The sequence below is a fragment of the Reichenbachiella sp. genome, assembly GCF_039941815.1.
Taxonomy (GTDB): Bacteria; Bacteroidota; Bacteroidia; order Cytophagales; family Cyclobacteriaceae; genus Reichenbachiella.
Genome location: NZ_JBDVDW010000027.1, coordinates 83,171 through 108,237, shown reverse-complemented (window position 1 = coordinate 108,237; position 25,067 = coordinate 83,171). Strand labels below are relative to the sequence as shown.

At 41.0% G+C, this 25,067-nt stretch carries 26 protein-coding genes; 16 read left to right on the top strand and 10 right to left on the bottom strand.

All coding sequences use genetic code 11. The annotated features are described in order from the left end of the window. Nucleotides 1-10: 10 nt before the first annotated feature. On the bottom strand, nucleotides 11-1,636 hold the full coding sequence (ade, locus tag ABJF11_RS06295) for an adenine deaminase (RefSeq protein ID WP_348118840.1): 1,626 nt from the start codon (nucleotides 1,634-1,636) through the stop codon (nucleotides 11-13). Between the two features lie 160 nt (nucleotides 1,637-1,796). On the opposite strand from ade, the gene nadC reads away from it, so the two are divergent. From nadC to ABJF11_RS06255, 8 genes are all read left to right on the top strand, one after another. After that, complete coding sequence (gene nadC / locus ABJF11_RS06290; protein WP_348118839.1) at nucleotides 1,797-2,657, top strand: carboxylating nicotinate-nucleotide diphosphorylase; 861 nt, start codon at nucleotides 1,797-1,799, stop codon at nucleotides 2,655-2,657. An 8-nt stretch (nucleotides 2,658-2,665) separates the two neighbouring features. After that, the gene (locus tag ABJF11_RS06285) at nucleotides 2,666-3,142 is read left to right on the top strand and encodes a YcxB family protein (RefSeq protein ID WP_348118837.1); all 477 of its coding nucleotides are present in this window, start codon (nucleotides 2,666-2,668) and stop codon (nucleotides 3,140-3,142) included. Nucleotides 3,143-3,277: 135 nt separating this feature from the next. Beyond that, nucleotides 3,278-3,760 (top strand): regulatory protein RecX, encoded by a 483-nt coding sequence (locus ABJF11_RS06280; RefSeq protein ID WP_348118835.1) that lies wholly within the window; start codon nucleotides 3,278-3,280, stop codon nucleotides 3,758-3,760. Nucleotides 3,761-3,852: 92 nt separating this feature from the next. Continuing rightward, nucleotides 3,853-4,368, top strand: coding sequence for a DinB family protein (locus ABJF11_RS06275; protein ID WP_348118834.1), 516 nt, complete (start codon nucleotides 3,853-3,855; stop codon nucleotides 4,366-4,368). Nucleotides 4,369-4,378: 10 nt separating this feature from the next. Next, nucleotides 4,379-5,488 (top strand): hypothetical protein, encoded by a 1,110-nt coding sequence (locus ABJF11_RS06270; RefSeq protein WP_348118832.1) that lies wholly within the window; start codon nucleotides 4,379-4,381, stop codon nucleotides 5,486-5,488. Next, nucleotides 5,485-6,087, top strand: a complete 603-nt coding sequence (locus ABJF11_RS06265) for a LysE family transporter (protein WP_348118831.1) — start codon at nucleotides 5,485-5,487, stop codon at nucleotides 6,085-6,087. The genes ABJF11_RS06270 and ABJF11_RS06265 overlap by 4 nt, the downstream gene beginning before the upstream one ends. 109 nt (nucleotides 6,088-6,196) lie before the next feature. Further along, nucleotides 6,197-6,535, top strand: a complete 339-nt coding sequence (locus tag ABJF11_RS06260) for a helix-turn-helix transcriptional regulator (protein WP_348118830.1) — start codon at nucleotides 6,197-6,199, stop codon at nucleotides 6,533-6,535. Continuing rightward, entirely contained in the window at nucleotides 6,532-9,168 is a 2,637-nt protein-coding gene (locus ABJF11_RS06255; protein ID WP_348118829.1) for an ABC transporter permease, read from the top strand. Before ABJF11_RS06260 ends, ABJF11_RS06255 begins: the two co-directional genes overlap by 4 nt. A 25-nt stretch (nucleotides 9,169-9,193) precedes the next feature. Here the strand turns inward: ABJF11_RS06255 and ABJF11_RS06250 are convergent, their stop codons facing one another. From ABJF11_RS06250 to ABJF11_RS06240, 3 genes are read right to left on the bottom strand one after another with little or no spacing between them, the layout of a single operon-like run. Further along, complete coding sequence (locus ABJF11_RS06250; RefSeq protein ID WP_348118828.1) at nucleotides 9,194-10,381, bottom strand: DUF4105 domain-containing protein; 1,188 nt, start codon at nucleotides 10,379-10,381, stop codon at nucleotides 9,194-9,196. A 9-nt stretch (nucleotides 10,382-10,390) separates the two neighbouring features. After that, on the bottom strand, nucleotides 10,391-11,032 hold the full coding sequence (locus ABJF11_RS06245; RefSeq protein ID WP_348118827.1) for a hypothetical protein: 642 nt from the start codon (nucleotides 11,030-11,032) through the stop codon (nucleotides 10,391-10,393). Further along, nucleotides 11,032-11,178, bottom strand: coding sequence for a hypothetical protein (locus ABJF11_RS06240; RefSeq protein WP_348118826.1), 147 nt, complete (start codon nucleotides 11,176-11,178; stop codon nucleotides 11,032-11,034). The genes ABJF11_RS06245 and ABJF11_RS06240 overlap by 1 nt, the downstream gene beginning before the upstream one ends. Before the next feature lie 161 nt (nucleotides 11,179-11,339). Here ABJF11_RS06240 and ABJF11_RS06235 point away from each other — a divergent pair, with 161 nt between their 5' ends. Both ABJF11_RS06235 and ABJF11_RS06230 read left to right on the top strand, forming a co-directional pair. Beyond that, nucleotides 11,340-12,365 carry an SPASM domain-containing protein gene (locus ABJF11_RS06235; RefSeq protein WP_348118825.1) on the top strand — a complete coding sequence of 342 codons (1,026 nt, stop codon included), beginning with the start codon at nucleotides 11,340-11,342 and terminating at the stop codon, nucleotides 12,363-12,365. Then, nucleotides 12,358-12,909 carry a 2'-5' RNA ligase family protein gene (locus ABJF11_RS06230; protein ID WP_348118824.1) on the top strand — a complete coding sequence of 184 codons (552 nt, stop codon included), beginning with the start codon at nucleotides 12,358-12,360 and terminating at the stop codon, nucleotides 12,907-12,909. The genes ABJF11_RS06235 and ABJF11_RS06230 overlap by 8 nt, the downstream gene beginning before the upstream one ends. Nucleotides 12,910-13,043: 134 nt before the next feature. Here ABJF11_RS06230 and ABJF11_RS06225 read toward each other — a convergent pair whose 3' ends face one another. Further along, complete coding sequence (locus ABJF11_RS06225) at nucleotides 13,044-13,502, bottom strand: DUF6702 family protein (RefSeq protein ID WP_348118823.1); 459 nt, start codon at nucleotides 13,500-13,502, stop codon at nucleotides 13,044-13,046. Nucleotides 13,503-13,650: 148 nt separating this feature from the next. Here ABJF11_RS06225 and ABJF11_RS06220 point away from each other — a divergent pair, with 148 nt between their 5' ends. The 5 genes from ABJF11_RS06220 (at nucleotide 13,651) to ABJF11_RS06200 (ending at nucleotide 19,915) form a co-directional block, all read left to right on the top strand. Then, nucleotides 13,651-14,235 (top strand): HupE/UreJ family protein, encoded by a 585-nt coding sequence (locus ABJF11_RS06220; RefSeq protein WP_348118822.1) that lies wholly within the window; start codon nucleotides 13,651-13,653, stop codon nucleotides 14,233-14,235. 16 nt (nucleotides 14,236-14,251) lie between these two features. Beyond that, on the top strand, nucleotides 14,252-16,483 hold the full coding sequence (locus tag ABJF11_RS06215) for a M1 family metallopeptidase (RefSeq protein ID WP_348118821.1): 2,232 nt from the start codon (nucleotides 14,252-14,254) through the stop codon (nucleotides 16,481-16,483). A 122-nt stretch (nucleotides 16,484-16,605) separates the two neighbouring features. Next, nucleotides 16,606-17,310: a response regulator transcription factor gene (locus ABJF11_RS06210; RefSeq protein WP_348118819.1), complete on the top strand. Its 705-nt coding sequence runs from the start codon at nucleotides 16,606-16,608 to the stop codon at nucleotides 17,308-17,310. 19 nt (nucleotides 17,311-17,329) lie between these two features. Further along, nucleotides 17,330-18,808 carry an ATP-binding protein gene (locus ABJF11_RS06205; RefSeq protein WP_348118818.1) on the top strand — a complete coding sequence of 493 codons (1,479 nt, stop codon included), beginning with the start codon at nucleotides 17,330-17,332 and terminating at the stop codon, nucleotides 18,806-18,808. Nucleotides 18,809-19,021: 213 nt separating this feature from the next. Then, on the top strand, nucleotides 19,022-19,915 hold the full coding sequence (locus ABJF11_RS06200; protein WP_348118816.1) for an anti-sigma factor: 894 nt from the start codon (nucleotides 19,022-19,024) through the stop codon (nucleotides 19,913-19,915). A gap of 46 nt (nucleotides 19,916-19,961) precedes the next feature. Here the strand turns inward: ABJF11_RS06200 and ABJF11_RS06195 are convergent, their stop codons facing one another. Both ABJF11_RS06195 and ABJF11_RS06190 read right to left on the bottom strand, forming a co-directional pair. Further along, nucleotides 19,962-21,065, bottom strand: coding sequence for an adenylate/guanylate cyclase domain-containing protein (locus ABJF11_RS06195; protein WP_348118814.1), 1,104 nt, complete (start codon nucleotides 21,063-21,065; stop codon nucleotides 19,962-19,964). Further along, nucleotides 21,062-21,967: a pyridoxal-phosphate dependent enzyme gene (locus tag ABJF11_RS06190; protein WP_348118813.1), complete on the bottom strand. Its 906-nt coding sequence runs from the start codon at nucleotides 21,965-21,967 to the stop codon at nucleotides 21,062-21,064. Before ABJF11_RS06190 ends, ABJF11_RS06195 begins: the two co-directional genes overlap by 4 nt. 156 nt (nucleotides 21,968-22,123) lie before the next feature. Between ABJF11_RS06190 and ABJF11_RS06185 the strand changes: the two genes are divergently transcribed. After that, nucleotides 22,124-23,050 (top strand): TerB family tellurite resistance protein, encoded by a 927-nt coding sequence (locus tag ABJF11_RS06185; protein WP_348118812.1) that lies wholly within the window; start codon nucleotides 22,124-22,126, stop codon nucleotides 23,048-23,050. Between the two features lie 24 nt (nucleotides 23,051-23,074). Here the strand turns inward: ABJF11_RS06185 and ABJF11_RS06180 are convergent, their stop codons facing one another. From ABJF11_RS06180 to ABJF11_RS06170, 3 genes are read right to left on the bottom strand one after another with little or no spacing between them, the layout of a single operon-like run. After that, nucleotides 23,075-23,518 (bottom strand): response regulator, encoded by a 444-nt coding sequence (locus ABJF11_RS06180; protein WP_348118811.1) that lies wholly within the window; start codon nucleotides 23,516-23,518, stop codon nucleotides 23,075-23,077. Continuing rightward, complete coding sequence (locus tag ABJF11_RS06175; RefSeq protein WP_348118810.1) at nucleotides 23,518-24,474, bottom strand: HAMP domain-containing sensor histidine kinase; 957 nt, start codon at nucleotides 24,472-24,474, stop codon at nucleotides 23,518-23,520. Before ABJF11_RS06175 ends, ABJF11_RS06180 begins: the two co-directional genes overlap by 1 nt. A 26-nt stretch (nucleotides 24,475-24,500) precedes the next feature. Further along, nucleotides 24,501-25,046 (bottom strand): hypothetical protein, encoded by a 546-nt coding sequence (locus tag ABJF11_RS06170; protein WP_348118809.1) that lies wholly within the window; start codon nucleotides 25,044-25,046, stop codon nucleotides 24,501-24,503. Between the last annotated feature and the right edge of the window lie 21 nt (nucleotides 25,047-25,067).

The following is a 25,067-nucleotide window of genomic DNA, read 5'->3' as shown; positions in this document are numbered from 1 at the left end:
AAATATAGCTTTAGGAGGTAAAGACTTGCAAGAACTGAAACTTTTCTCCATCAAAAAAACCTAAATCACTCATTTTGGCTTTAGGTATCACAAGCAGAGCCATGAAGGACAAAGTCATGAATGGAGAGTTGAGCGGCGAACCTAATGACTTGGCAAAAGCATCAATAGCACTGTACTGCTCAGCGATCTCATAGCCGTCTTTTTCTGACATGATCCCAGCCACCGGTAGTTCTAGCAGCATTTCTTTATTATTACCAACCGCAGACACTCCACCTTTGGCCTTTATAATGAGATTGACAGCTTTGGAAATAGAATCTGCGTCTTCACCCACAGCGATTATATTGTGAGAATCATGGCCTACAGATGAAGCAATTGCGCCAGATTTCAGACCTATATTTTTGATAAATCCAACAGCTGGAGCAGCTTCCTGGTACCGGTTGACCACGGCTATTTTGAGTAGGTCCTCGGTCGTATTGGTCTGGTTAGGGTTATCGAGCAGTGCGGACTCATAGCTCAGAAGATTAGTAATCAACTGGCCATCGAGTGCCTCCATCACTTGTACCTGAGTACCTGAAATGGGCACGTTAAAATCCTCGGCTGATTTGGGTTGACAGTCAAAGTTGTTGATCACCTTGTTTTCAACACGGGTGATTTTGGATCTGCCGCTCTCTGCCATCAGTGACCCATTGATCCAGGTCTGAATGACATTAAAATCCTCCAAATTGTCTATTACTATAAAATCAGCAGGGTCGTCGGCTTGCAGCAACCCGATATTCATTTGATAGTGTTTTACAGGATTGATGCAGGCTGCCTGAAGCACCTTGAAGAGGTCGTTATTTTTTGCAAGTGCTCGTTTTACCAGCAGGTTGATATGACCCTCCACCAAATTGTCGGGATGCTTGTCGTCGGAGCAAAACATGATGTTTTCATAGTGCTCATCCAGAAGTGGAATAAGGGCCTCAAAATTTTTGGCAGCACTGCCTTCTCTGATGAGTATTTTCATTCCACACTTCAGTTTGTCCAGTGCTTCCTCCGCGGTAAAGCATTCGTGATCTGTGCTTATGCCTGCTGCAGCATAGATTTTCGCTTGCTCCCCTTTCAGCCCGGGTGCATGACCATCTATCGGCTTTCCAAGTTTTTTGGCGACCTCTATTTTGGCGAATACAGTTTCATCATTGAAAAGCACACCCGGCCAGTTCATCATTTCTGCCAGATAATTAATCTCCGGTTTTTGTAGCAGATAAGCCACGTCTTCTACATTTATTTCCGCCCCAGCGGTCTCGAAAGTCGTAGCAGGAACACATGACGGCGCTCCAAAATGAAACTTGAAGTTTACCTGCTTGCCATTTTCTATCATATACTCCACGCCTTCTACGCCAAGCACGTTGCCTATTTCATGCGGATCAGAAATGGTACCTACCGTGCCATGTACCACTGACAGTCGCGCGAACTCTGATGGCACCAGCATGGAGCTTTCGATATGCACATGCGCATCTACAAATCCAGGCAGAATATAATGCGAAGGAGCTAAGGAGATCTCTTCTACTTTAGTAATAGTGCCGCCATCGAAATGAACGACTGCGGGAAAGATTCTTCGATTTGGAATGTCAATATATTGCCCGGTGACTTGTGCCATATTATTATCATGTTGATTGAGAATCAAGATAATGAGTTATAGAATCAATAATCTATTAAAACTATAAATCATTATCTCAATACGTCTCAGTTGTATATTTTTGCGCCGAGTTTTACTCGTTTAGAGTAATAAGAAAACTCAAAGAATAAACGCAAGGCAGATGAAAATCAAATATCTGACAAAACAGGCTGTACTAAAATTTATAGACTCCGCACTGAAAGAAGACATCGGTGAAGGGGACCACAGTACCCAAGCAGCTATTCCTGATCATCTGCAACAGGAGGCGAACTTGCTGATCAAAAGTGACGGGGTCATTGCGGGTTTGCAATTGGCTGAATGGATTTTCAAAAGATTTGACCCGGAGTTGGAAGTTGTCCTACTCAAGGAGGATGGCGATGTAGTGTCCGAAGGAGAAATTGGTTTGATCGTGAAGGGCAAGGCCCAGTCTATTTTATCTACAGAACGGCTCGTGCTCAACTGCATGCAACGGATGAGCGGGATAGCTACCTACACCAGAGAATTGGCTCAAATGATAAAGCATACTCAAGCCAAACTATTGGATACCCGTAAGACTGGTCCCAACTTTAGAATCTGTGAAAAGTGGGCAGTAAATATTGGTGGTGGAGAAAATCACCGATTTGGCCTGTATGATATGGTGATGCTCAAGGACAATCACGTGGACTACGCAGGAGGAATAAAAGAAGCAGTCAAACGCACCAAGAAATACCTCGCCGAACGTAAGAAAGATTTGAAAATAGAAGTAGAAACTAGAAACCTGGATGAGGTAAGAGACGCATTGGAGGCAGGGGGAGTGGATGTAATCATGCTCGATAATATGCTGCCATCCGCGATGAGAGAAGCCATCCAATTGATCGGTGGTAAGTGTAAGACCGAAGCCTCTGGAGGCATCACAGAAAAAAATATTAAAGAGATGGCAGAAACAGGAGTAGACTACATTTCAGTAGGCGCGCTGACCCACTCTTATAAAAGTTTAGATATTAGTTTGAAAGCAGTAAAGTAGAAATAGGAATGAACGTAAAAACTAAAAAGTACCAAATGACTACTGGTACCTATGTGAAGTTGGCATTTGGGAACTTAATTAAAGATCAGTGGTGGGTAATACTCATCTATCTTGCCATATGTGCTGGTTATTTTTGGATTCCAAATCACTGGTGGATTACCGGAGCTAGCATAGCGTTGGGCTTATACATATTATTTTGGCTGATTCAGTTTGCCGGAATCTCTCAATTGGAGCAGGGAAAGTTCATGTTTGAAAAGCTTAGCTACGAAATCAATAGTCAACAAATATTGATCAAACTCAACAGCAAGCAAGGCATGCCTATGAAGTGGGACAATATCAAAAGAGTAAAAGTCACCAAGGATTATTTTCTGTTTACTATCAATAAAGCACAGCATATTCACCTACCATTTAGAATATTCAATTCCAACAATGAAATAAAATTTGTTGAGACCGTGCTCAAGAGAAAAGGATATATAAAGGAATAGATCAGATTTGAAAAGATACTAAACCACATCAGGAGCCTGATGTGGTTTTTTTTCGCCATATCTGATTGACGAAACTGCTTTAGCGCTTCCTATTAGTATTTCTGATTTTTATATTTATATCGAAAGAAGTAGCCCTTGTACGAAGACAAAAAACCAAAGCGCCATACGCCGGAAGAAGCCAAACTGAAAGCCGCCAATTTTTGTGCCTATCAGGAGAGGTCTCAAAAGGAGGTGCGCAACAAGCTTTATAATTTAGGACTCTATCCTGATGAGGTAGAAGATGTACTTGCTGATTTGATCACTGATAATTATATAAATGAGGAAAGGTTTGCCAAGGCATATGTAGGAGGAAAGTTTAGAGTAAAAAAATGGGGAAGGAAAAAAATCTTGCTCGGACTTGGGCCATATGATCTCTCCGCTTACTGCATCAAGAAAGGACTAGCCGAAATCGATGAGGACGATTATCTAATGACTTTAGAAGAAATAGTGATCAAAAAAAGTGAATCGCTCCATGAGTCAGACAATTTCAAAAAAAGAAATAAAGTGGCCACACATGCGATATATAAGGGGTTCGAATCTGACTTGGTTTGGGAGGTAGTCAAGCGTCTGGTCAACTGAACTTTTACATCTGAAATGTAGTTTAATGAGCATGCCAGACCACAATTGTAGACTATTTATTATCTTAACACACCAATTACCCGCATACTTTAATGGAAATAAAACCAGCAGTCTATAGAATTTTTGACCAACTTATTCATGTGCTCGAAAACCTGAGCAATGACGAATATAGCAGAGCATCTGTAGTACTTCATCACAACTCAATAGGGCAGCATATGCGCCATACATTAGAGTTTTTTGTCTGTCTGTTGGATGGTATGGCATCAGGTAGAATCAACTATGATGAGAGAGAAAGAGACATTTTTCTTGAAAGCAATACCCTTGAAGCTCTGAGCGCTATTGTTGAGATCAAGAAAAGGTTGGAACCGCTTAAGAAAAATATTGAATTGGAACTCGTCAGCAACATTGGAGATGAATCCTCTCAGCCACTGACAGTTGCTACCAACCTCGACCGAGAGCTACTATACAATCTTGAACATGCTGTGCACCATATGGCTCTGATCAAAATTGGACTCAATGAGGTGAACCCAGCACTTGAGCTGCCAGAAGATTTTGGTGTCGCCAGCTCTACTGTCAAATATCGCCAATCGCTAAAAGCCAGTATTTAAAATTATCTAAATGAGTGTTTTAGCGGAATCGTACGAGAAGGTCAATAACAAGTCCGCTGGAGGGGAGACCCTCTATGGAAAACTAAGCACTCATGTGGTTTGGGCAAAAATCTTCCGCTGGGAATTTTGGCCATTTTCCTTGTTCTATTTTCCGGTGATGTTTTACTGGCTGTGGCTTACCATCAGAGCAAGGTCGTTTTTTTTCTTTACCGCCTCTAATCCCACGATTGAATTTGGAGGTATGTTGGGCGAGTCCAAAGACAAGATATTTAAATTGATTCCTGACGAATACATCCCGAAGACTTATTGTTTGGAACCGGCAATAGATAAAGCCAGCTTTCTCAACCGTCTCCAACTAGAAAATTTAGATTTTCCCATCATTCTAAAACCTGATATTGGCGAACGTGGATGGATGGTTGAGCTGATCAATAATGAAGATGAACTCGCCGATTATTTGGATCGAATTAGAGTCAATTTTCTAGTGCAGGAATTTGTGCCATATGAAGTGGAGTTAGGCATCTTTTATTACAAATATCCAAACTGTGATCACGGTACCATCAGCTCTATCGTGCAAAAAGATATGCTAGCCGTGACCGGAGATGGGATCAGAACAGTCGAGCATCTGATGAACGATGACGTCCGAGCAAAAATGCACATTGAAAATCTCAAAAGGAAAACTCCGGAACTTATGGAACGGGTACCGTATGCCGCGGAGAGAGTCGAGCTAAATTCGATCGGTAATCATTGCCTCGGGACTACTTTTCTCAACGGAAATCACCTGATCAATGACAGGCTAATCAAGACCTTTGATCACATCAGCAGCCAGATCGATGGCTTCTATTTTGGAAGGTATGATTTACGATGCAGATCAATAGAGGATCTTTCAAACGAAAAAGATTTTAAAATTCTGGAGCTCAATGGTGCAGGAGCTGAGCCTGCCCATATCTACCATCCTGGCTTTTCACTACTCCAAGCTTATAAAGACATCATACATCACCTGAAGGTACTGGCTGACATCAGCATGATCAACAACAAAAGAGGAGTCCCCTACTATACATTTGGACAAGGAATACGAGAAATATTTAGGATAAATAAGTACAATCAGCAGAAAGAATCATGAGCTTGATTGCCCTATTCTTTTTTGCTTTCTTTTTTAGTTTTATTGGCTCTATTCCGCCTGGATCTATCAACATCACCACACTTCAGTATGCTTTGGAAGGAAGACGAAACGCTGGTTTGTCTTTTGCTCTGGCCTCAGCACTCACCGAATATCTGTACGCTGGTATAGCCGTACGATTTCAAATATATCTGACCTCCAACGAAAGCATCTCACAGTATTTTTCGATAATTACTGGTACCGTCCTGCTTATTCTGGGAATATATAATCTCCTAAAGAAACCTACTCAAAATCTTACTACCACCATTGGTGAACGCCGTCATGCCTTTAAAAAAGGCGTGCTGATCAGTCTAGCCAATCCACTGGCCATACCCTTTTGGTTGATGGTGACGATCTACCTGCAAAGCATGGGTTGGGTGGAGCTGACCGACCAAAATTTTTGGATCTATGTAGCTGGGGTTTCTACCGGCACATTCGTACTTCTTGCAGCTGTAATTCAGCTTGGTTCGAAATTCGCAGCCATCCAAGGCAACACCTTTATCATCTACAAACTTCCCGGCCTCATATTTATCGCTATGGGCCTTTGGAGCTTTATCCAATAATTTTTTTTGAGTTTGATGCAACTCTTCATAATTTGATCTGTCAATACTACATTTAGGAAAATAATTAATTTTGCTTAAAAATTACCAATACTACATTTAAGAGATTCAGATGAAAAAATATCAATTGGGCGAATTTGAAGAGATCGTATTGTTGACCGTTGGTGTGCTTTATGATCAAGCCTACGGTGTGGCTATCAAGGCAGACATCGAAAGCAGGTTGGAAAGAAAGGTCAGCGTGGGAGCATTGCAATCGGCTCTACGCAGAATGGAAACCAAAGGCTTTGTGGAGTCAAAATCAGGAGAGGCCACGGCAAAAAGAGGAGGCAAGCCAAAAAGGTTTTTTTATATGACCAGTTTTGGACGAGCTGCCTTAGAGTACAACCGGCAAGTAAGAGCGGAGCTGTGGAATGCGATGCCTGACATGACTATCGAAATGAAATTCTCATGATCAAAAAAATAGCAGATAGGATACTCAAAAGCTACTGCCATCCAGACTATTATCCCGACATCCAGGGAGACCTGGACGAGTTGTATTTCGATAGAAAAAATAATTCTACCGTTGCACAGTTTCGCCACCTGTTTGAAGTGATAAAACTCTTCAGGCCGGCATTAATTAGACCATTTTATAAAAACTCATTATATAACTCAACAGGCATGTTCAAAAACTATTTTAAAATCAGCTTCAGAAATCTGATCAAACAAAAAGCCTTTTCCATTATCAATATCATTGGTTTGGCCGTCGGACTTTCTGCATTTCTTATGATCAATCAATATGTAATGTTTGAGAAAAGCTATGATCGGTTTTTCTCTGACTCTGATCGTTTGTATCGACTGACTACTGATCAAGTACTTGATGGAGCAATTGGCACCCGAGATGCCATGTCGTTTGCTCCATCAGGACCAGCACTGGTCGATAGAGTTCCTGAGGTGATCAATTCGACATTAACATATCAATTCAACGAATTGGTGCTGAGGGTGGAAGATCGATCAGTCAAAGAAACAAAGGCAATTGCGGCCGACTCCAATTATTTTGACCTGTTTGACTACAAAATTCTTGCGGGTGGAGACCCCAATCAGATGCTCAAAGAGCCGTTTTCAATTGTTTTGACTGAGTCAAGGGCTAAAGCTTATTTTGGAGATCAAGATCCGGTTGGTCAAGCCATTAAAATTCTTAGCGGCTTCAATCAAAGTTTTAAGGTCACCGGTGTGATGCAAGACGTACCTGAGCAGACGCATTACAAATTCGATGTGTTGGTTTCCATCTCTAGTTTTCAGGAAGATGTTGACGAAGATGGCTGGAACTCCTTCAATTATTACACTTACTTGAAACTCGCTCCAAATACAGATATAGATGAATTGCGAGGTAAGTTTCCCAGAATGTTTGAACTATCAGGAGAGGAAGAATCAGATAGTAATCTTGAATTTAATTTACAAAAGGTAGAAGATATTCACCTCTATTCTGATTTTACCTACGAGCCTGAGGCGCATGGCAGTGCGAATACAGTGCTATTCTTAAATATCATTTCGATTCTTATCCTCATTATTGCCTGGGTGAATTACATCAATTTATCCACAGCCAAGGCCATAGACAGGGCGCGAGAAGTGGGGGTGCGAAAGGCAATTGGCGCAAATAAGATGCAACTAATTATTCAATTTCTTTTTGAATCGTTCATGCTCAATTTGCTTGCTGTTGTACTAGCTATCGTAATGGCACAACTGTCTTATTCGTACTTCAATCACCTGGTAGGAAAGGAAGTGATTGAAAACATCTGGTTAAACCAGTTGTTCTTAGTTAAGATTTTTGCCTTCGCATTTATAGGTGCAATTGTTTCGGGGCTTTATCCCGCATTTGTGCTTTCGAGTTTCCGTACTGTTGTGGTTCTTAAGGGAAGATTTAGAAATTCCGCTAAAGGTATTTTACTTCGAAAGGGATTGGTAGTCGTGCAGTTTTCTGTATCTCTGGTACTACTAGCCGCTACTTTTGTTGTGAATAGGCAAGTGAATTTTATGCAATCAGTGGATAAAGGCATCGATATGGATTTCGTCGTTGGAATGAGCCGACCCGGATATTCTTCTGGCAATCGTGAAGCGATGAGAATCAAGTTCGAACAATTCAAACAGCGCCTACTTGATCATCATGCCGTTGAAAATGTCGGCTTCACAAATTCGCTACCCGGAGGTGATTTATCAGATATTAGCTCTACTACGGGAGAAGTCCAGATTATTGGCAAAACAGATTTGATGGAAGGTACTACCTACATGCAGTGGTGTGATGATGGTTATTTTGACGCTGTAGGAATTCGTATGATTGCCGGGAGAAATTTTGATGCCGAGATGGTCAGTGATAGTGCCGCAATAATTGTCAATGAGTCGTTTTTAAAGAGACTGGGAGTCAATGACTACGAATCTGTGCTCAACGAAAAAATTCAATTTGGCGAAAATGATGACGGTCACAAATATCGTTTGATTGGGATAATGAAGGACTACAATCGTACTTCGCTAAAGAATAGAGTTGAGCCTACATCAACGTTTTACAATACCTATGCCAATCGTGTTGTAGTTCGACTTACTCCCTCCAGCTATCAAGAAGGACTGGCGCATTTGGAGGAAACTTACAAGAGTTACTTCCCTAATACTCCTTTAGAGTATGACTTTTTAGACGAGCGATTCAACAATTTATTTCAGGAAGATCAGCAGTTTGGTAATGTTATAGCGACCTTCTCACTTCTAGCCGTAATTGTTGCCTCCTTGGGCTTATTTGGCCTATCTGCTTTTATGGCCATCAATAGAGCCAAAGAAGTGGGAATCAGAAAGGTGCTAGGTGCTACTATTCCTCAGATACTGTCTATTTTTTATCGAGAGTTTATCATACTCATTGCATTGTCTTCTTTGATAGGAATTCCGTTGGTCTACTACACTATGGACGGTTGGTTGAATAATTACGCCTACCGGGTGGATTTTCCATGGATATTCGTTGGGGCCTCCTTATTGGTCGTAGGTGCCTCAGCATTTATTACGGTTGGCTATCAAACTATTAGAGTGGCTGTGAAAAACCCAAGCGAGACGCTGCGGTGTGAATAATCCATGTGTCGCATAGTAGGGATGCTTACTCTTCAGATTTCTTCAATGTATATGCGACATAAAACGATCGCAGTGCCAAGGCCAGCAACAGGGGGATCAAGGCAAAATGGATTTCCTGTGGGAGCAATTCTCTAATAACAATGAGTATGACCTGCAGGATTCCAAAGCCTAGAAAATAGAACCTAAGGCCATTGACTTTAGTCCTTTTCATTAAGAGAGCCAGTGCCAGCAAGTTTAGTGGCATCGCCCAGAGCAGGTTGTAGTTGTATTGCGACAGATGATCTGTACCAAACCATAAGAAGAGTAAAAAGCATCCTAGCAGTCCGGTGACTCCAAAGAGAATGATGTCTATAAATCTATAGGCAGAATTGTATTTTATCCCTCGATGTGTGATGAGGCCCACTATAAAAAAGAAAAGCACAAAAAAGTGAATAGGCTTAAAACCTGATTCTTCTACCACCTCACTGCTCGTACTAATGGTAGCAGACTGCCTCACCAAAGGAAGAGTCGTACTATCTGTGCTGATTGTAGCTGAGAGAAGTGCCTGTTCCAGATATAGTGGCATATATTGATAATGGTATCCACTTGCCACGGCATCTATCTCAGATCCCAGGCAGATATCTATACCCAGATCACCCCACGGCTGGTATTCCAGATATTTATCCATCAGATCCCTAAAGCTGAGCGAGTCCTCAGCAAAGCTGTAATCATACGTGACTCTATCTCCAAGCGTAAGATCGATCACATCCCTCATCCGCGTGGCGCAATTGTCATAGCAATAGTTGTAATAATAGTTAGCATTTTCTGGCTTGGCGTTGTTCACTAGAAAATCAAAAAGAGCCTGTTTGTCCGCTGGGCCCACATTCAAAATGTGTTCACGCCAGGTTCTGTCTTCAGCATAGTAGTAGTTCTTGTAGGCAGAGTAGTTGCCCGTACCGAGTTTATAATACAGTTTGCCTTTGGTAAAATTCAAATAGAAGTTGGGCTGATTGAAATCAAAAATCCCGTAGTTAAAAATCATATCTATGCGATTCAATGGATCACTCACACGAAAGGCACTATGACCAAAAGCAGAATAAAGCTCCACTTGCGTGGGGTCAAGAATGAGTACTATGATTTCGGCCTGCTCAGATAGCTGTACATTTGAATGAGCAGATTGACTCCAAAAGAGAACAGATAGAAAAATGGATATTGCAAGCCTTTGAAATGGCATAAACTCAGATTAAGATATATCGAAATAACTGTTAACCATCATAGAAGTATGCTCATCAAACTTATTTGATTTAATAATTTCAAGAGCTCTGTTTTTGTAGACGTCTTCTTGCGTGATTAAGTATGCTCTTCTCAAATAATCGATAGAAAGTAACGGTTTGGCAATTAAGCTATCCGCCATGACTCCATAATATTCGGCTTGCTCAAAAATTTGTTGAAGAAAACTATCCATTTTCTTTTCAAACGAATTATCATATTTGATATATTCAGTTCGAATAAAGTCGGAAGGTATTTTAAATTTTGGCGTTTTGATAACTACCGTTTCTTTGCCTAAAGCATTCATAAGACCAAGTTCATAATATATATTGGCGACTGTAGTTTGTTGCATGTTTTCTGAAAGAACGGCTATGCCAATAGGAGAGGATAGTGCTAGATTCCATATTTTTGATAAAAAGTCCTTTCCCGTTATTAAAGAATTCGCATCAAGTGAGTGAATTTCTTTTTGATTTAATGCAGTTTTAAGTTGAGATAAAATTTCATCCAATAGATTTGTTTTCACACCGCCTAATTGAGTCATTATAAAGGCAGATCTTGGATTATATTTAATCCTCTTGGTAAGTACGTCATTGTCGGTTGGGTTGTAAAAAATCATTAATTACGCTTGCGGGCAACAGCTACATTTTTGAAAGGGCCATCAGATTTTTTATGAGCTACAATCCTACCTTTTTCACGGTCAATTTTTACATATCTGCCTGTTTTTGGATTTTTCACCTGCACGACTTTTTTCTTTTCACTCATGTCATCTGATCTATTAGCGTATTGAAGATACAACAAAATTAGAAAGCTTACATTTATTTAACAGATTTACAAAAGATATGTTGCGGATAAATGTATAATAAGCCTTACTTTGATTCAAAATTTGTATCCCCTAAAATGCGTTTATATTAAGACAAACTCCAGTGCACATACACGATAGCCTAAATATCCTCTCTAAGCTTTCGCCTCAGAAGGTACTCAATGCATCCAGGCTCCTGACGTCCTACTATCAATCCAAGCATCTCGGGCGGTTTATCAACCCGGCACTACCGCTAAGTATGTCCATAGAGCCTACTACATCGTGCAATTTACGGTGCCCCGAATGCCCTAGCGGATTGCGTTCATTCACCAGGCCGACTGGCATGCTGGATGTAGATTTTTTCAAGGAAAAAATACTGGAGGTGCGCCATCATCTGGCCTACCTCACTTTTTATTTTCAGGGAGAGCCCTATCTGCATCCGGGGTTTCTGGATATGGTACAGCACGCCTCGGACCAAAAAATATATACAGCCACTAGTACCAACGCACACTACCTGGATATGGAGAAAGCTGAGGCTACCGTGAAATCAGGACTAGATCGCCTTATCATTTCCATAGATGGCACCAGTCAGGACACCTATGAGCAGTATCGAATAGGTGGGCAGCTCGAAAAAGTCCTCGAAGGCACCCGCAACATGGTGAGCTGGAAAAAGAAATTGAAAAGGAAAACACCACATCTGATTTTTCAGTTTTTGGTGGTAGCCCCAAACGAACATCAGATTGGCGAAGCCGGCAAGTTGGCCAAAGAAATAGGTGTAGATGAAATCCAGTTTAAAACGGCGCAGATCTATGACTATGAAAACGGCTCCGAACTGATCCCACAGAATCAGAAATACTCTAGATACGCTAAGGACGAGGCGGGTAATTTCAAATTGAAAAACCCTCTTCACAATCAATGCTGGAAGATGTGGCAGAGCTGTGTAGTGACCTGGGATGGCAAAGTGGTGCCATGCTGCTTTGACAAAGATGCCAAGCATGTGATGGGAGACTGGAACAATCAGTCCTTCCGTGAAATCTGGTACAGCCAGCCCTACGAGAAGTTTAGAAAGAGTATCCTGACCAGTCGAGACTCCATAGAGATCTGCAAGAATTGCTCAGAGGGATTAAACGTATCCTTAGGTCATGACTAAACCAGAACTATCTATGTATTTTTTGGCTTTGATCCCTGGGGGCGAGATCAAGTCGGAAATCATGGCATTTAAAGAAGAAGTGAGTCAAAAATTCAACTCAAAGGGCGCGCTAAAGTCACCACCTCATATCACACTACACATGCCCTTCAAATGGAGGACTGACCGGGAAGAAGCGCTCGTTGATCTATTGAAAGCATTCAAGTTTGAAGAATTTCCTTTGGCAATTGACCTTGATGGATTTGACTTTTTCGAGCCAAGAGTAGTCTTTGTGCATGTGGTGAAGAACGAACCTCTTCAATCACTTCATCAAGAGCTGACCGCTTATGTCAGGAAAAGTTTAAAGATTTTTAATTCAGATTATAAGGATCGTGGGTTTCATCCACATCTCACGATAGGCTTTCGAGACTTGAAAAAACCGGCCTTCTTCCAGGCAAAGGCCTATTATGAGAAACAGGATTACAGAAGAAAATTTATGGCTAAGAATATTTGTCTCTTGCGCCACGATGGTCAGCGCTGGCAAGAATGGAAGTATTTAAGTTCTTAGACAAGCATTATTCTTGGAAGGGGATGAGAATTTGTCTAGCTTTGTTATCCTGCATCATGCGTCTGGTGTTTCTCAAAAAATAGTGCTATTTTATACACATCTTTAAGGACCGGGTGCAGGATTTTTACCTCTCTTTATTGAAAATTCACTTGACCATTTGGTTCTGATTCATTGAGTTTTAGGCTTTTTGTCTCCGACGCATTGGTAATGTGCATTACATTAGACTGATCCTCAAAAATCTCCATCAGAACCTTATTGGAGACGTTTATCGATTTTACCTTTTTCACACCCTTTATCACCTGATAGCAGTACATCACAGCATCTTCTTTTTCTGACCCGAGGTAGTTGGCCGTGGCCAATTTTCCATTTATATGATAAGACGTTTTTTCGCTAAGATATTTTCCAATGAGCATATCAAGGTTTGCGGGGTCAGCTGGGTTTAGTATATCAATAGCCTGACCTGACCATGCGGAGAGCCCTTGTTCGAGATCATCCAAAAAAATACGATGAGTGATCTCCAACTGCCTTTTGTCCTCATCAAATTCGATTTCACTCACCGCCACATGGAACGCATGAGGCGCAATACCGCTCATATAATTTATCAACAAAATAAATAAATAGGTCATGATGTACTGGTTTTCCGTCGTAAGTTTACGGCCATTAGGCAGTAATGAAGAACAAAAGTAGAGATTCTTTATTGCAGCTTAAACAATATTATTTAAGTGGTACAAATCAACCAGCATGTCAGAATTTCAACTATTCTTTATACTTGGGACGGAGCATATTTTGGATATCAATGCGTATGATCACATTCTCTTTGTGATAGCGCTCAGTGCTGTGTATCAGGCAACAGATTGGAAGAAAGTTCTTATACTCGTCACCGCCTTTACTATCGGTCATTCGGTAACTCTTGCACTGGTGGCTTTGGATGTGTTCTCGGTAAACTCAGTCTGGGTAGAATTCCTGATTCCTGTGACCATTTTCATAACCGCCGCCTTCAATATCTGGCGTAGGGAGGCTTACCTATCTGCTGATATGAGTAAGCTCAACTATTATTTTGCACTATTTTTTGGATTGATTCATGGCATGGGTTTTTCCAATTATCTAAAAGGAATAATTGGCAAAGAAACTTCGATCCTGGAAGAGTTGTTCGCCTTCAATCTGGGGCTCGAACTGGGACAGGTAATTATAGTCACAGCTTTTATGGTGATAGGATATTTGATGAATAAATATATAAGTATAAGTAGGAAGGACTGGATTCTGGCAATTTCTTCGGCCGTGGCAGGGATAGCCATTACACTTATGATTGAAACGAAATTTTGGTAATATTAATTCTAACATAATGCAAAGAATACTAATAGGATTACTCGTATTAAGCCCTCTCGTAGGATTTACTCAAGGGGAGTGGAATCAGAAATTTGAGCAGCTAGGCACCAGCTTGCCCACCGCCAATTCCTACCGAAATGCCTCCGGAGCCCCGGGCAAAGACTATTGGCAGCAGCGTGCGGACTATGTCATTGACGCAGAACTCAATGACGAAAACCAGTCCTTGACAGGAAAGGAGACGATTACCTACTTCAATAATTCACCAGATCAACTAAGCTACCTGTGGCTACAGCTCGATCAAAACATGAGAAGTAAATCTTCGGATACCCCGCTCATCGTGGAAAATGAGATGACCAAAGCCATGTCAGGCCGCGACATTCAAAAAATTGTTCAAGAATATGACTTCGATGGGGGATTTAAGATCTCAAAAGTCACTGATGCCAATGGTAAGCCATTGAAATACATGATCAATAAAACCATGATGCGTGTCGATTTGCCTTCTCCACTGCAATCCGGAGAGCAGATCTCACTTAATGTTGACTGGTCATACAATATCCAGGACAGGATGCCACTTGGTGGACGATCCGGCTATGAGTTTTTTCCCAAGGATGGCAATTATTTGTATACCATCGCTCAATGGTTTCCTAGAATGGCAGTCTATGATGATATGGAAGGCTGGCAGCACAAACAGTTTTTAGGTCGAGGTGAGTTTGCACTTGAGTTCGGCAACTACAAAGTGAAATTGACCGTGCCTGCTGACTTCGTTGTAGCCTCTACGGGCGAATTGCAAAACCCAAATCAAGTGCTTACCAAGGCTCAATTGACTAAGCTTGAAGAAGCCAAACAGTCATTTGATAAGCCAGTCATTATTGTCTCCGAAGAGGAGGCCAGAAAAGCCGAGCAAAAAAGGGCTTCTGCAAAAAAAACCTGGGAGTATCATGCTAGCAACGTGAGAGATTTTGCCTTTGCAGCTTCAAGAAAGTTTATTTGGGATGCTCAAGCCGTGCAGCTTGAAACAAAGACACCACTGGCTATGTCCTACTATCCGAAAGAAGGCAATCCACTATGGGAAAAAGAGTCTACAAAGGCGGTAGCCAATACGCTAAAAACATATTCCAGACATACAGTTGAGTATCCGTATCCGGTAGCGATTTCCGTTCATTCGGCTTCAATCGGCATGGAGTATCCAATGATCTGCTTCAACTTTGGACGACCTAATGAAGACGGAAGCTACACAGATGCAGTAAAATGGGGCATGATAGGAGTGATCATACATGAGGTAGGCCACAATTTCTTTCCAATGATTATCAATTCTGATGAGCGGCAGTGGAGTTGGATGGATGAGGGGCTAGATACCTTTGTGCAATCTCTGACTGAAAAAGAACACTATCCGGCTAAGCCATTAAAAAGAGGAGAGGCAAGACTGATTGTAGACTATATGAAGGGGGATAAAGAAGGCATCAGACCTATCATGACCAACTCAGAACAAATTCTTCAGTTTGGTGAAAATGCCTACGCCAAACCAGCCGCAGCTTTGAGTATACTTAGAGAAACCATCATGGGACCGGAGTTATTCGACTATGCTTTTAAAACATATTCAGAACGATGGGCCTTCAAGCGACCAAGTCCAGCCGATTTTTTCCGTACGATGGAGGACGCTTCGGCAGTAGATCTCGATTGGTTTTGGAAAGGATGGTTCTATACCACCGATCATGTAGACCTGTCTTTGTCAAAAGTAAAGTGGTTCAAGATGGAGATACCAGAAAATGAGATCGAAAACAAAGCCAAGAAATCCAAAAAGGCTAATATATCCTCTGGTGAGAAAAATCAAAATTTGATGGACTTCGCCCAAGAGGCCGAAACTTTCTACATGACAGAGACAGTACCCTCCGCGGTCAGTAAACGGTTTAATGAATTTATGAACAAGACGGATGACCAGGGAATCATGAAAGCCAACGCGGATCGCAATTTTTATGAGCTCACCTTTGAGAATAAAGGAGGGCTGGTGATGCCAATTATCCTTCAGTGGACTTATGAGGATGGAAGTGTAGAGCGTGAGTACATTCCAGCCGAGATTTGGAAGAAAAATGAAAATGTGGTGACCAAAGTTTTTGCAAAGTTCAAGAAAGTGACCAATATTGTAATCGATCCGGAAAAGGAAACAGCTGACGTGGCTATACAAAACAATGTGTTTCCAAGAATCGAAAACAACTCTCGATTTGATCAATTTCAGAACGGAGGAGAGTAAATAAAAAATATCAAGAATAGGTTAGGTTGGGTCGCACTTTCGGGTGCGGCCTTTTTTTGTGATTATTTCGTGATCTTTTTACTGTTGATTTGTGTTGTGCTGATAGCAACGCCCCAAAATATATGAGTAAGAAAGTACTGATTATAGAAGACGACGAGAGTATCTCCGAGTTATTGTCCATCCATTTGAAGGATATGGACTGTCAGATCGAAAGCGAAAAAGATGGATTGGCCGGTTATCATGTGGCTGCAGAGAATGCATTTGATTTGATCATATTAGATATCAATTTACCCAACAAAGATGGGCTGGATATCTGTAGAGATTTGCGTGCAGGCAAAGTCAATACGCCCATACTCATGCTCACGGCTCGCTCAGAAGAAATCGATAAAATACTAGGATTGGAGACTGGTGCGGACGATTATCTTACCAAACCATTCAGCGTCAGAGAATTTACCGCCAGGGTAAAAGCCATTTTCAGAAGAGTGGAAATGCTAAAAGCGCCAACAGAGGACGAAGAGAAAGTGATCGCAAAAGGAAATATCGAAATCGATCAAAAGAAGAGAAAAGTACTGAAATCTGGCGAAAGAATAGACCTGACTCCAAAGGAGTACGACCTGCTGAACCTGCTCGCCAAAAACCCTGGCCGAAGTTATACCCGCGAAAGACTACTTTCGCTCATCTGGGGGTATGAGTTTAGCGGATACGAGCATACGGTCAATTCTCATATAAATCGGCTCAGGGCCAAAATTGAAGATGACCTCAACAAGCCCACTTATATTTTGACCACCTGGGGTGTTGGATATCGATTCAACGATGAAATAAATTAATACTCTAAGACCATCAATCATGAAAGACTCATTCTTAAGTTCTGGCAATCTTTTCCTAAAGCTTTCATTCATATTCCTGATTTTGCTCCTATCGGTTTCAGGAGTCTATTTCTATTCATCTTTTAGCATAGCAGAAAAGCATTTTGAGGAGAAAAATCAAAAACTAAATGCAGATATAGCTGGCCATATCGCATCCGAGCTCAAACCCTTTCTAAACGGCACCCTCAAAGAGGAAGCTGCTGATGAGATCATGCATAGTATGATGGCAGTGAATCCTTCCATAGAAGTATACTTGCTCGATCCGGACGGCAACATTCTAAACTATGTTGCACCATACAAAAAGGTGGTTTTGGACCGAGTCAGCCTCGAGCCTATAGAAGATTTTATAGCCAACTATCAAGACGTAGCCATTTTAGGAGACGACCCAAGAAAGGAAGGAAGACAAAAGGTGTTTTCCGCCAAGAAAGTCGAAGAAAACGGAACTACGCTGGGTTATATCTATGTGATACTGGCAAGCGAGGAATACGACTCCGCCAATGAGCAGCTTTTTGGAAGTTACATCCTGCAACTAGGTACCGTCTATGGGCTGGTAACCATTGTAGCAGCCATGTTGATCGGGGTTTTAGCCATTTGGTTGATCACCAAAAATCTGAACAAAATAATCTATACAGTCAAGAAATTTCAACAAGGGGAGATGAGCGCCAGAATAAAGGTCAGCAGCGGCGGAGAAATCAATAAACTCGCTGAGGCCTTCAACGAAATGGCGGATACGATAGTAGGCAATATCGAAAATCTCAAGTCTATGGAAAACCTCAGAAGAGAGCTGGTGGGTAATGTCTCTCACGACCTGAGGACGCCTTTGGCTGTTATCCATGGATTTATAGAAACACTCATTATCAAACAAGACCATCTCACCAATGATGAGAAGACAGCCTACCTGTCGCGTGCGCTGACTGGTACCGAGCGATTAAAAAAACTGGTAGAGGAACTTTTTGAACTGTCTAAGCTTGAAGCCAAGCAAATCAAACCATCCAAGGAAGCTTTCTTTATCAATGAACTGATGGATGACATTGCTCAGAAATACAAAATCCTGGTAGAGGAGAAAAAGATTGAAATATCGGCTGAAGGTCATGATAAACCTTTTATGGTCTATGCAGATATCAGTTTGATCGAAAGAGTCCTGCAAAACCTGATCGATAATGCGATCAAGTTTACGCCCGAAAACGGCAAGATCAAGCTTCAAATCAACGAAAAGGCTCAGGAAGTCGAAATCCAGGTTACTGATACTGGTGACGGTATTCCACAAGATCAGGTGCAGTTTGTATTTGACCGGTATCACATTGGAGACAAACGAATATCTCTTGATACTAACAGCACCGGTTTGGGACTGGCCATCGTCAAAAGAATATTGGAAATACATGACACTTCCATCGATCTTAAAAGTAAAATGGGAGAGGGGACGACCTTTTCTTTTGTACTACCGCAGCACTCCGTCTGATCTGGTACGAAGGCAATCCATTGACTTTACTTTTCTATTCTGCATGTTTTTTGAACAAAGCATAGTGTCAGGTGCCTTACGTAAAATATTGATTTAGGTAAGCCTTCTGTCAAATACCCAAATCAGTACACTTACTTTATACCGTTGTGATATTCCCGTGATACTCTCTTCTAATCTTTGTTTTAGAAATTTTAAAAACTAAGGTATAATCACATGAAAAAAGTATTATTCACATTATTAGCCGTTACTGTCGCCTTCTATTCATGCGATGACGACGATGACAACACAGGAAACTTGACATTAGATATTTCCGGATTGAGCAATTTGGGAGATGACTATTTGTATGAGGGTTGGGTTATTGTAGATGGATCACCAGTTTCTACAGGTACCTTTTCAGTAGATGATGATGGAGCGCTTTCAGCTTCAACATTTGAATTAGAATCAGCGATGTTAGATGCCGCTACTACATTTGTATTGAGTATAGAGCCATCACCAGATTCTGATCCATCACCTAGCGCTACTAAAATATTGGGTGGTGATTTTTCAGGCAACTCTGCTTCGGCCAGTATCATGCATGCAGCAGCTTTTGGAACAGGATTTAGCAGTGTCACAGGGGGGTATATTCTTGCCACACCGACTACTACTGATGATTCGGATGAAGCTAGCGGTGTTTGGTTTTTAGATAATTCCTCAGGATCTGCAGCTATAGGATTGACCAATCTTCCAGACCTAAGTAACCAAGATGGATGGACGTATGAAGGCTGGGCAGTAATTGGAGGGACTCCAGTATCTACTGGTACTTTTGATATGGCCGCTGGGTTCGATGCGAATGCTACTACCACTAGCTTCAAAGGTGATGATGGAGATGGGCCTGCTTTTCCAGGCGAAGATTTCATTCAAAACGCGCCAACAGGTATGACTTTCCCTACAGATCTCAAAGGAGCGACTATCGTGGTAAGTATTGAGCCAGTGCCGGACAACAGCACCTCACCGTTTGTATTGAAGCCTTTAGCAGGCGAAGTACCTTCAGATTTGGCAGATCATACATTCCAGACCATGGATAACATAGCCTCTTCTACTTATCCTTCAGGAACAGTTACAAGATAAAAACACACAATCTACGTTATAAAAAACCCGCAGTCGGCGGGTTTTTTTATGCCCTTTCCAGGGAATAAATATTAACTGCTTGTTGCTTTCCTTTGAGCATGATCTCCCCCATGAGTTCTTGTTTGACGCGCTCAAAATTGGCTGTCTGTTTAGCAAATAGTTCAGAGACAAGCAGACTTTTGCCCATTTGATTGCACATGGATTGAATGCGCGATCCCGTATTTAGGACATCGCCATGATAGGCAATCTCTCTTTTGATATAACCTACTTCAGCCACCGTCACAGGCCCTTCATTGATTCCGGCTTTGAACTCAGGTACAAATCCAAATTCTTTTTCGAATTTATCGGCCTTGGTGTTTAGTTTTTCCTTGAAGGCAAAAAACATTTCCATACACAATCTGGCTGCGTCAGGATCTGAAGAATCCCAGGTTAGAACCGCTTCGTCACCGACATACTGGTAGATTTGTGCCTTATGCTTGAATACGATCTCGTTGAGATAAAGAAAACAGGCCTGGATCAGATTAGAATACTTGATGTGCCCCAATTTTTCCGCATAGGCTGTAGAGTCCTTTAGATCCAAAAACATAAAAATCCTGTCTTCGATTATTGGTTTGTGGTACTTGCCGGTAAACATATTCCAGAGATTGCCCGGCCCGAATTTTTTACTCACCTCCAGTATAAAATTGACGATGATGGAGTAGAGAATAATGAATGAACTAATTGCGATGTAAAACTGATTGTCAAGAAATAAAACAACGAATTTTTCCGTCTCCTTGATTGGGGATATGCCTAGCAATTTGAGAATTAAAAAAACGCAAGTAAATACCACAACAAAGCCTATTGTATACAAGATGGTTTTAACCAACATAATTCTCCCAAAGGATTGATTCCGAAGTTTAGTATTTTCAGATAGCCAATAGATTAGGAAAAATACAGTGCCAAAGAGGAATCCAAAAAGCGAACCTTCGAGATATTGATAGCCAGAATCTATGTACTCCATAAATTGCTGATTGACGTCGGCAGTATCTATTTCAAGAAGTCTTAGGATCAAGCGTTGGAAAAACACCCCAGTGGCGGTTACGCTTAATGAAGCCAGTGTCCAAACACTGACAATAAACAACCAATCTTTAAAATTTTTATTCAAACTCATACTTCTATTAGATCATCGTGTTTTTTGTTGAACCCAGCGATACCTTGAATCCCGCCTGTGTGTACGCAGATTATACGGCTTCCGCTGTCAAACGTATTATTTTTGACTAAGTCTATAAGACCGTACATCATTTTGCCGGTATATATAGGGTCTAAGGGGATGCTGGTTTCTGCTCTAAATCTGTTGATAAAGCTAATCAGATCATGATCAAACTTGGCATATCCACCGAAATGATAGTTGTGATTGATCCTCCACCGAGAACTGTTTCCAGCCAGACTGCTAACTTCATCCTCAAGATAACTTTCACCTTTTAGGCAACTGATACCATAGGCTGTTTGGCCTTCTTCAATTCCCTGAATTATTCCGGCAAGGGTTCCGCCTGTACCTACAGGACAAATAATGTAGTCAAAATTGATGGAAATTTCTTCCGTCAATTCAGCCACTCCTTTGAGAGCCAGTGCATTAGACCCTCCTTCGGGGATCACAAAAGCAGCGTGTCTTTTTTCTAAGAATTTGAGCCAAGTAGGGTCATTGCGGTTTTTATACTGATCTCTGGATACAAATATGAGCTCCATGCCGTAGGCGCTGGCTTTTTGCAGCGTGGGATTAGACGTGCTATTGAGCTCATCCCCTCGGATGATACCAATCGCCTGGAACCCAAAACGATTGCATGCTGCTGCTGTGGCTACTATATGATTGGAATATGCACCACCAAAGGTCAATAGGGTTTTTCGCCCTTGGTTTTTTGCTTCTATTAAATTGTGTTTTAGCTTTCGCCATTTATTTCCTGAGATCTCAGGGTCGATTAAATCTTCTCTTTTGATCCAAACCTCTATTTTTCTTTCAATAAATTCTGGAAGCAGAAGGGGTGTCAGCACAGTCGGTGGTAGGCGATCAAACATGCCTCAAAAGTAGTAAGCATTAGCGAAAGCAATCTCCCAAATAGGCAGGGGATCATATTTTTTATTAATTTGTAGAACCAACATAATATTGACTGTGTTGGTTGTGAACGAACTCAATAATTGAGATCAAATTAATAACTCATCGAAATCTAAGAAATGGCCGAAAATCTTACCCGATCGATAGCGTCTAAAATAGAACAGACCAAAGCTGAACGAAGAAAAAATAGATTAAATGCCTATGAACTAGGCACTGAATTGCTGTTTAATACCAAAAAAGAATTGGACGGTTTGAAGTCAATGATTGGTGCAGAAGATGTGCGGTATCTATCAATAGGCAATCAGCTGGCAACCGAACTGCTGCAGTGTGGGATTGATTATTTCAAAGCCATCAAAGACAATTCAGATTTTTCTGAAGCTAATTCTTTAGAGATACTCAATAGCGCAAAAGAAATCAGCAGCGATGATCAAATTCTCAAGAGAATAGATGACAATATCGAAGGCATACATGATTGGGTAAGCAATCAGGCTTTGCGAGATAGCCAAAACAACATATATGATTTCAACAAGGTCTTGTTGAAAACTGCTTTTTCTTTTATGACCTGCGACGGACACATTGCGCCTAATGAAGTAGCGCTGATCAGAAAGATGGCTGAAGAGGAGAACGCCTTTGGAGATATAGATATTGATACGGAATTGGATTTTCTTATCGAAGTGATCAATTCTATGGGAATGGGTTTTTTGAAAGACTACCTAAAGGTTTTGAAAAAAGCAGACCTAAAGCAGGAACAAGAATTGCGACTGATAGAAATGGCTGTGAAAACACTCTATGCCGATGGTAGGCTGGATTATAATGAGGTCAAGTTTTTTAGGATTTTCAGGTCTCTGCTTAGTGTATCAGACGATCAAATCGTTAAGCTCAATCCAAATCTACCAGACGAATTTCTCGAAAGTGATATTTTCGGGCATAAATACCTAAGCCAGCTTTTTGATGATTATTTTGAAAAAGTAGAGATACCTACTTTCGAGAAAGTGTCTGAGCAGAGAAGGACGGAATATGTAGATCCCGATAAGTATAAACAATAAGCCAAACCTGGTGGCTGATGAACCTTATGGCCCAGTGTGTTTAAAATGCTTTTCAACAATTCCAAGCAGTTGATCTCGCGTGATCGGCTTAATGATGAAGTCTGATACATCTTGATATTTCTCGGCTTTATCTTTGTCCAGCTTGTTGAGCGAACTTGTCAACATTGAAATGACAATACCACCTTTTAGCTCCTTCGGTAATAATTTATAAGCATCCAGGAATTCAAACCCATTCATTACTGGCATGTTGATATCCAATAAAATCAGATCAGGCTTTGGATAGCTGGTTCCATTCTCAGCAAAGTCACCTTTATTTTCCAAGTAGTCCAACGCCATTTTTCCGTTATGGCATTCATGAATTTTCCCGTTGTAGTTGCATACATCTGTGAGCAGGTGCTGTTGCAAGAAGATTGAGGTGGGGTCGTCGTCCACGAGAAGCACTGTTGATATTATGTTGATGTCTAACATTATGATTTGGAATGAATAGGTAAGTGAATGATGAAAGTTGTGCCCTTATCAGGAGTGCTATGCACCTCTATTGAACCGTTATTTTTTTCTACTTGCTGTTTTACAAGATAGAGACCAATGCCCGAGCCTGGTTTGCCTGATGAAGACTCAAAGCGTTCAAAAAGCATAAAGAGCTTGTTACCATTGACTGTAAGATCAATTCCAGATCCATTGTCTTGAAAGGTAATCCTGACCATGTTCTCATGTCTTACGGATGTGATGTGAATTACCGGCTTTCGTTCTGAATGAGCATACTTGATGGCATTTGTCAGTAGATTTTTAAATATGCTAATGAGGTAGCCAGCCGAAGCATAGACTGTTGGACTCTCTGAGAAGTCGCTATAGATTTTAGCCCCGGATTGTTCTATTTCAAGCGACAAAGCCTCTTCTAATTCGGCTATGATATCAGACAATTCACAATTGTTTTGCTCTAAAGCTCCAGACTTTTCATGACGAAGTAGAGACATAAAATCTTCAAAAGTTAGAAGCCAATTATTGATTGACTCATGTACTTTGCTGAGTATTTCCGCCTGCTTGTCTTCAGGTAAGTTGTTTTTTGATTGGTGGAGAATTTCTGTTAGCGCCTTTACGTTGAGTGCCGGTCCCAGTAGATCATGCGTTATTTTATAGGTCAATGCATCCAATGATTCATTGATTTCTCTGAGTTGGCGATTGCTATCATTCTTTTTTTGATGAGATACGCCCAGCATGAATCCAGCTACTCCCAAGACTACAGGAGCAGTATCTACTACATAATGAATGACATTTCGTTGATGGATTATTGCAATACTGGTCCAAGTGAAGCTCAAATCATTGAGCAAACAATCCAAAAATTGAGAAAATAATGGAAATGAAAGGCCGAAAAGAATACCACCAATGGTATACTTTTCACGTATGCTGAGTGCTTTCATTTTCATTAGACAATCGAATAATTGGTTGCTTCTTAATCAGAAGAGCTGTTACCAAAATCAACAGAATCTGAAATGTCCTGCACCTGAGAAAGATCAAAATTTGGAAGCTTCTGTTGTTTGAAGTAGTTACTGTACAATTCTTTTATATAGATATCGGTGAGTTCATCCTTTTGAATGAAGTTTTTACCAATTTTCGGAAATTTGGCAAGAATCTTTTCATCAGGAGATTTTAGTGCTGTCCTCAATATTTTAAGGAAACTGATTTCTTCACTCTTGACCTTGTCATCTGCCGTAATGGTATGAATTGCTGACTCTAGTAATAAGATTTCCTGCTCTTCGGTCAGGCTAGAATTGTTTAATTTTTTGAAATAATCATCGAAAAAATCTAATCCTTTTAAGTTGATAAGTTCAACCATTTGATTCAATTCCTTGTCGACGTCAATTCCTTCGAGATCCACTTTTTCACGCGCCAATTCTTTGATAAAACCTATTTCTTTTGGGGCAATATGGCCATCACAGGTCATAAAAGAGAATACTGTTTTAAGAAGCAGCTTGGAAAAATCTGATTTATTTGTCATTGTATCATGTTTATTTTAGCA

Bases quoted from the DNA above. Each gene is read 5' to 3' on its own strand.
- ade (WP_348118840.1), bottom strand. From the start codon at position 1,636: ATGGCACAAGTCACCGGGCAATATATTGACATTCCAAATCGAAGAATC.
- nadC (WP_348118839.1), top strand. From the start codon at position 1,797: ATGAAAATCAAATATCTGACAAAACAGGCTGTACTAAAATTTATAGAC.
- ABJF11_RS06285 (WP_348118837.1), top strand. From the start codon at position 2,666: ATGAACGTAAAAACTAAAAAGTACCAAATGACTACTGGTACCTATGTG.
- ABJF11_RS06275 (WP_348118834.1), top strand. From the start codon at position 3,853: ATGGAAATAAAACCAGCAGTCTATAGAATTTTTGACCAACTTATTCAT.
- ABJF11_RS06270 (WP_348118832.1), top strand. From the start codon at position 4,379: ATGAGTGTTTTAGCGGAATCGTACGAGAAGGTCAATAACAAGTCCGCT.
- ABJF11_RS06265 (WP_348118831.1), top strand. From the start codon at position 5,485: ATGAGCTTGATTGCCCTATTCTTTTTTGCTTTCTTTTTTAGTTTTATT.
- ABJF11_RS06260 (WP_348118830.1), top strand. From the start codon at position 6,197: ATGAAAAAATATCAATTGGGCGAATTTGAAGAGATCGTATTGTTGACC.
- ABJF11_RS06255 (WP_348118829.1), top strand. From the start codon at position 6,532: ATGATCAAAAAAATAGCAGATAGGATACTCAAAAGCTACTGCCATCCA.
- ABJF11_RS06250 (WP_348118828.1), bottom strand. From the start codon at position 10,381: ATGCCATTTCAAAGGCTTGCAATATCCATTTTTCTATCTGTTCTCTTT.
- ABJF11_RS06245 (WP_348118827.1), bottom strand. From the start codon at position 11,032: ATGATTTTTTACAACCCAACCGACAATGACGTACTTACCAAGAGGATT.
- ABJF11_RS06240 (WP_348118826.1), bottom strand. From the start codon at position 11,178: ATGAGTGAAAAGAAAAAAGTCGTGCAGGTGAAAAATCCAAAAACAGGC.
- ABJF11_RS06230 (WP_348118824.1), top strand. From the start codon at position 12,358: ATGACTAAACCAGAACTATCTATGTATTTTTTGGCTTTGATCCCTGGG.
- ABJF11_RS06225 (WP_348118823.1), bottom strand. From the start codon at position 13,502: ATGAGCGGTATTGCGCCTCATGCGTTCCATGTGGCGGTGAGTGAAATC.
- ABJF11_RS06220 (WP_348118822.1), top strand. From the start codon at position 13,651: ATGTCAGAATTTCAACTATTCTTTATACTTGGGACGGAGCATATTTTG.
- ABJF11_RS06215 (WP_348118821.1), top strand. From the start codon at position 14,252: ATGCAAAGAATACTAATAGGATTACTCGTATTAAGCCCTCTCGTAGGA.
- ABJF11_RS06210 (WP_348118819.1), top strand. From the start codon at position 16,606: ATGAGTAAGAAAGTACTGATTATAGAAGACGACGAGAGTATCTCCGAG.
- ABJF11_RS06205 (WP_348118818.1), top strand. From the start codon at position 17,330: ATGAAAGACTCATTCTTAAGTTCTGGCAATCTTTTCCTAAAGCTTTCA.
- ABJF11_RS06200 (WP_348118816.1), top strand. From the start codon at position 19,022: ATGAAAAAAGTATTATTCACATTATTAGCCGTTACTGTCGCCTTCTAT.
- ABJF11_RS06195 (WP_348118814.1), bottom strand. From the start codon at position 21,065: ATGAGTTTGAATAAAAATTTTAAAGATTGGTTGTTTATTGTCAGTGTT.
- ABJF11_RS06190 (WP_348118813.1), bottom strand. From the start codon at position 21,967: ATGTTTGATCGCCTACCACCGACTGTGCTGACACCCCTTCTGCTTCCA.
- ABJF11_RS06185 (WP_348118812.1), top strand. From the start codon at position 22,124: ATGGCCGAAAATCTTACCCGATCGATAGCGTCTAAAATAGAACAGACC.
- ABJF11_RS06180 (WP_348118811.1), bottom strand. From the start codon at position 23,518: ATGTTAGACATCAACATAATATCAACAGTGCTTCTCGTGGACGACGAC.
- ABJF11_RS06175 (WP_348118810.1), bottom strand. From the start codon at position 24,474: ATGAAAATGAAAGCACTCAGCATACGTGAAAAGTATACCATTGGTGGT.
- ABJF11_RS06170 (WP_348118809.1), bottom strand. From the start codon at position 25,046: ATGACAAATAAATCAGATTTTTCCAAGCTGCTTCTTAAAACAGTATTC.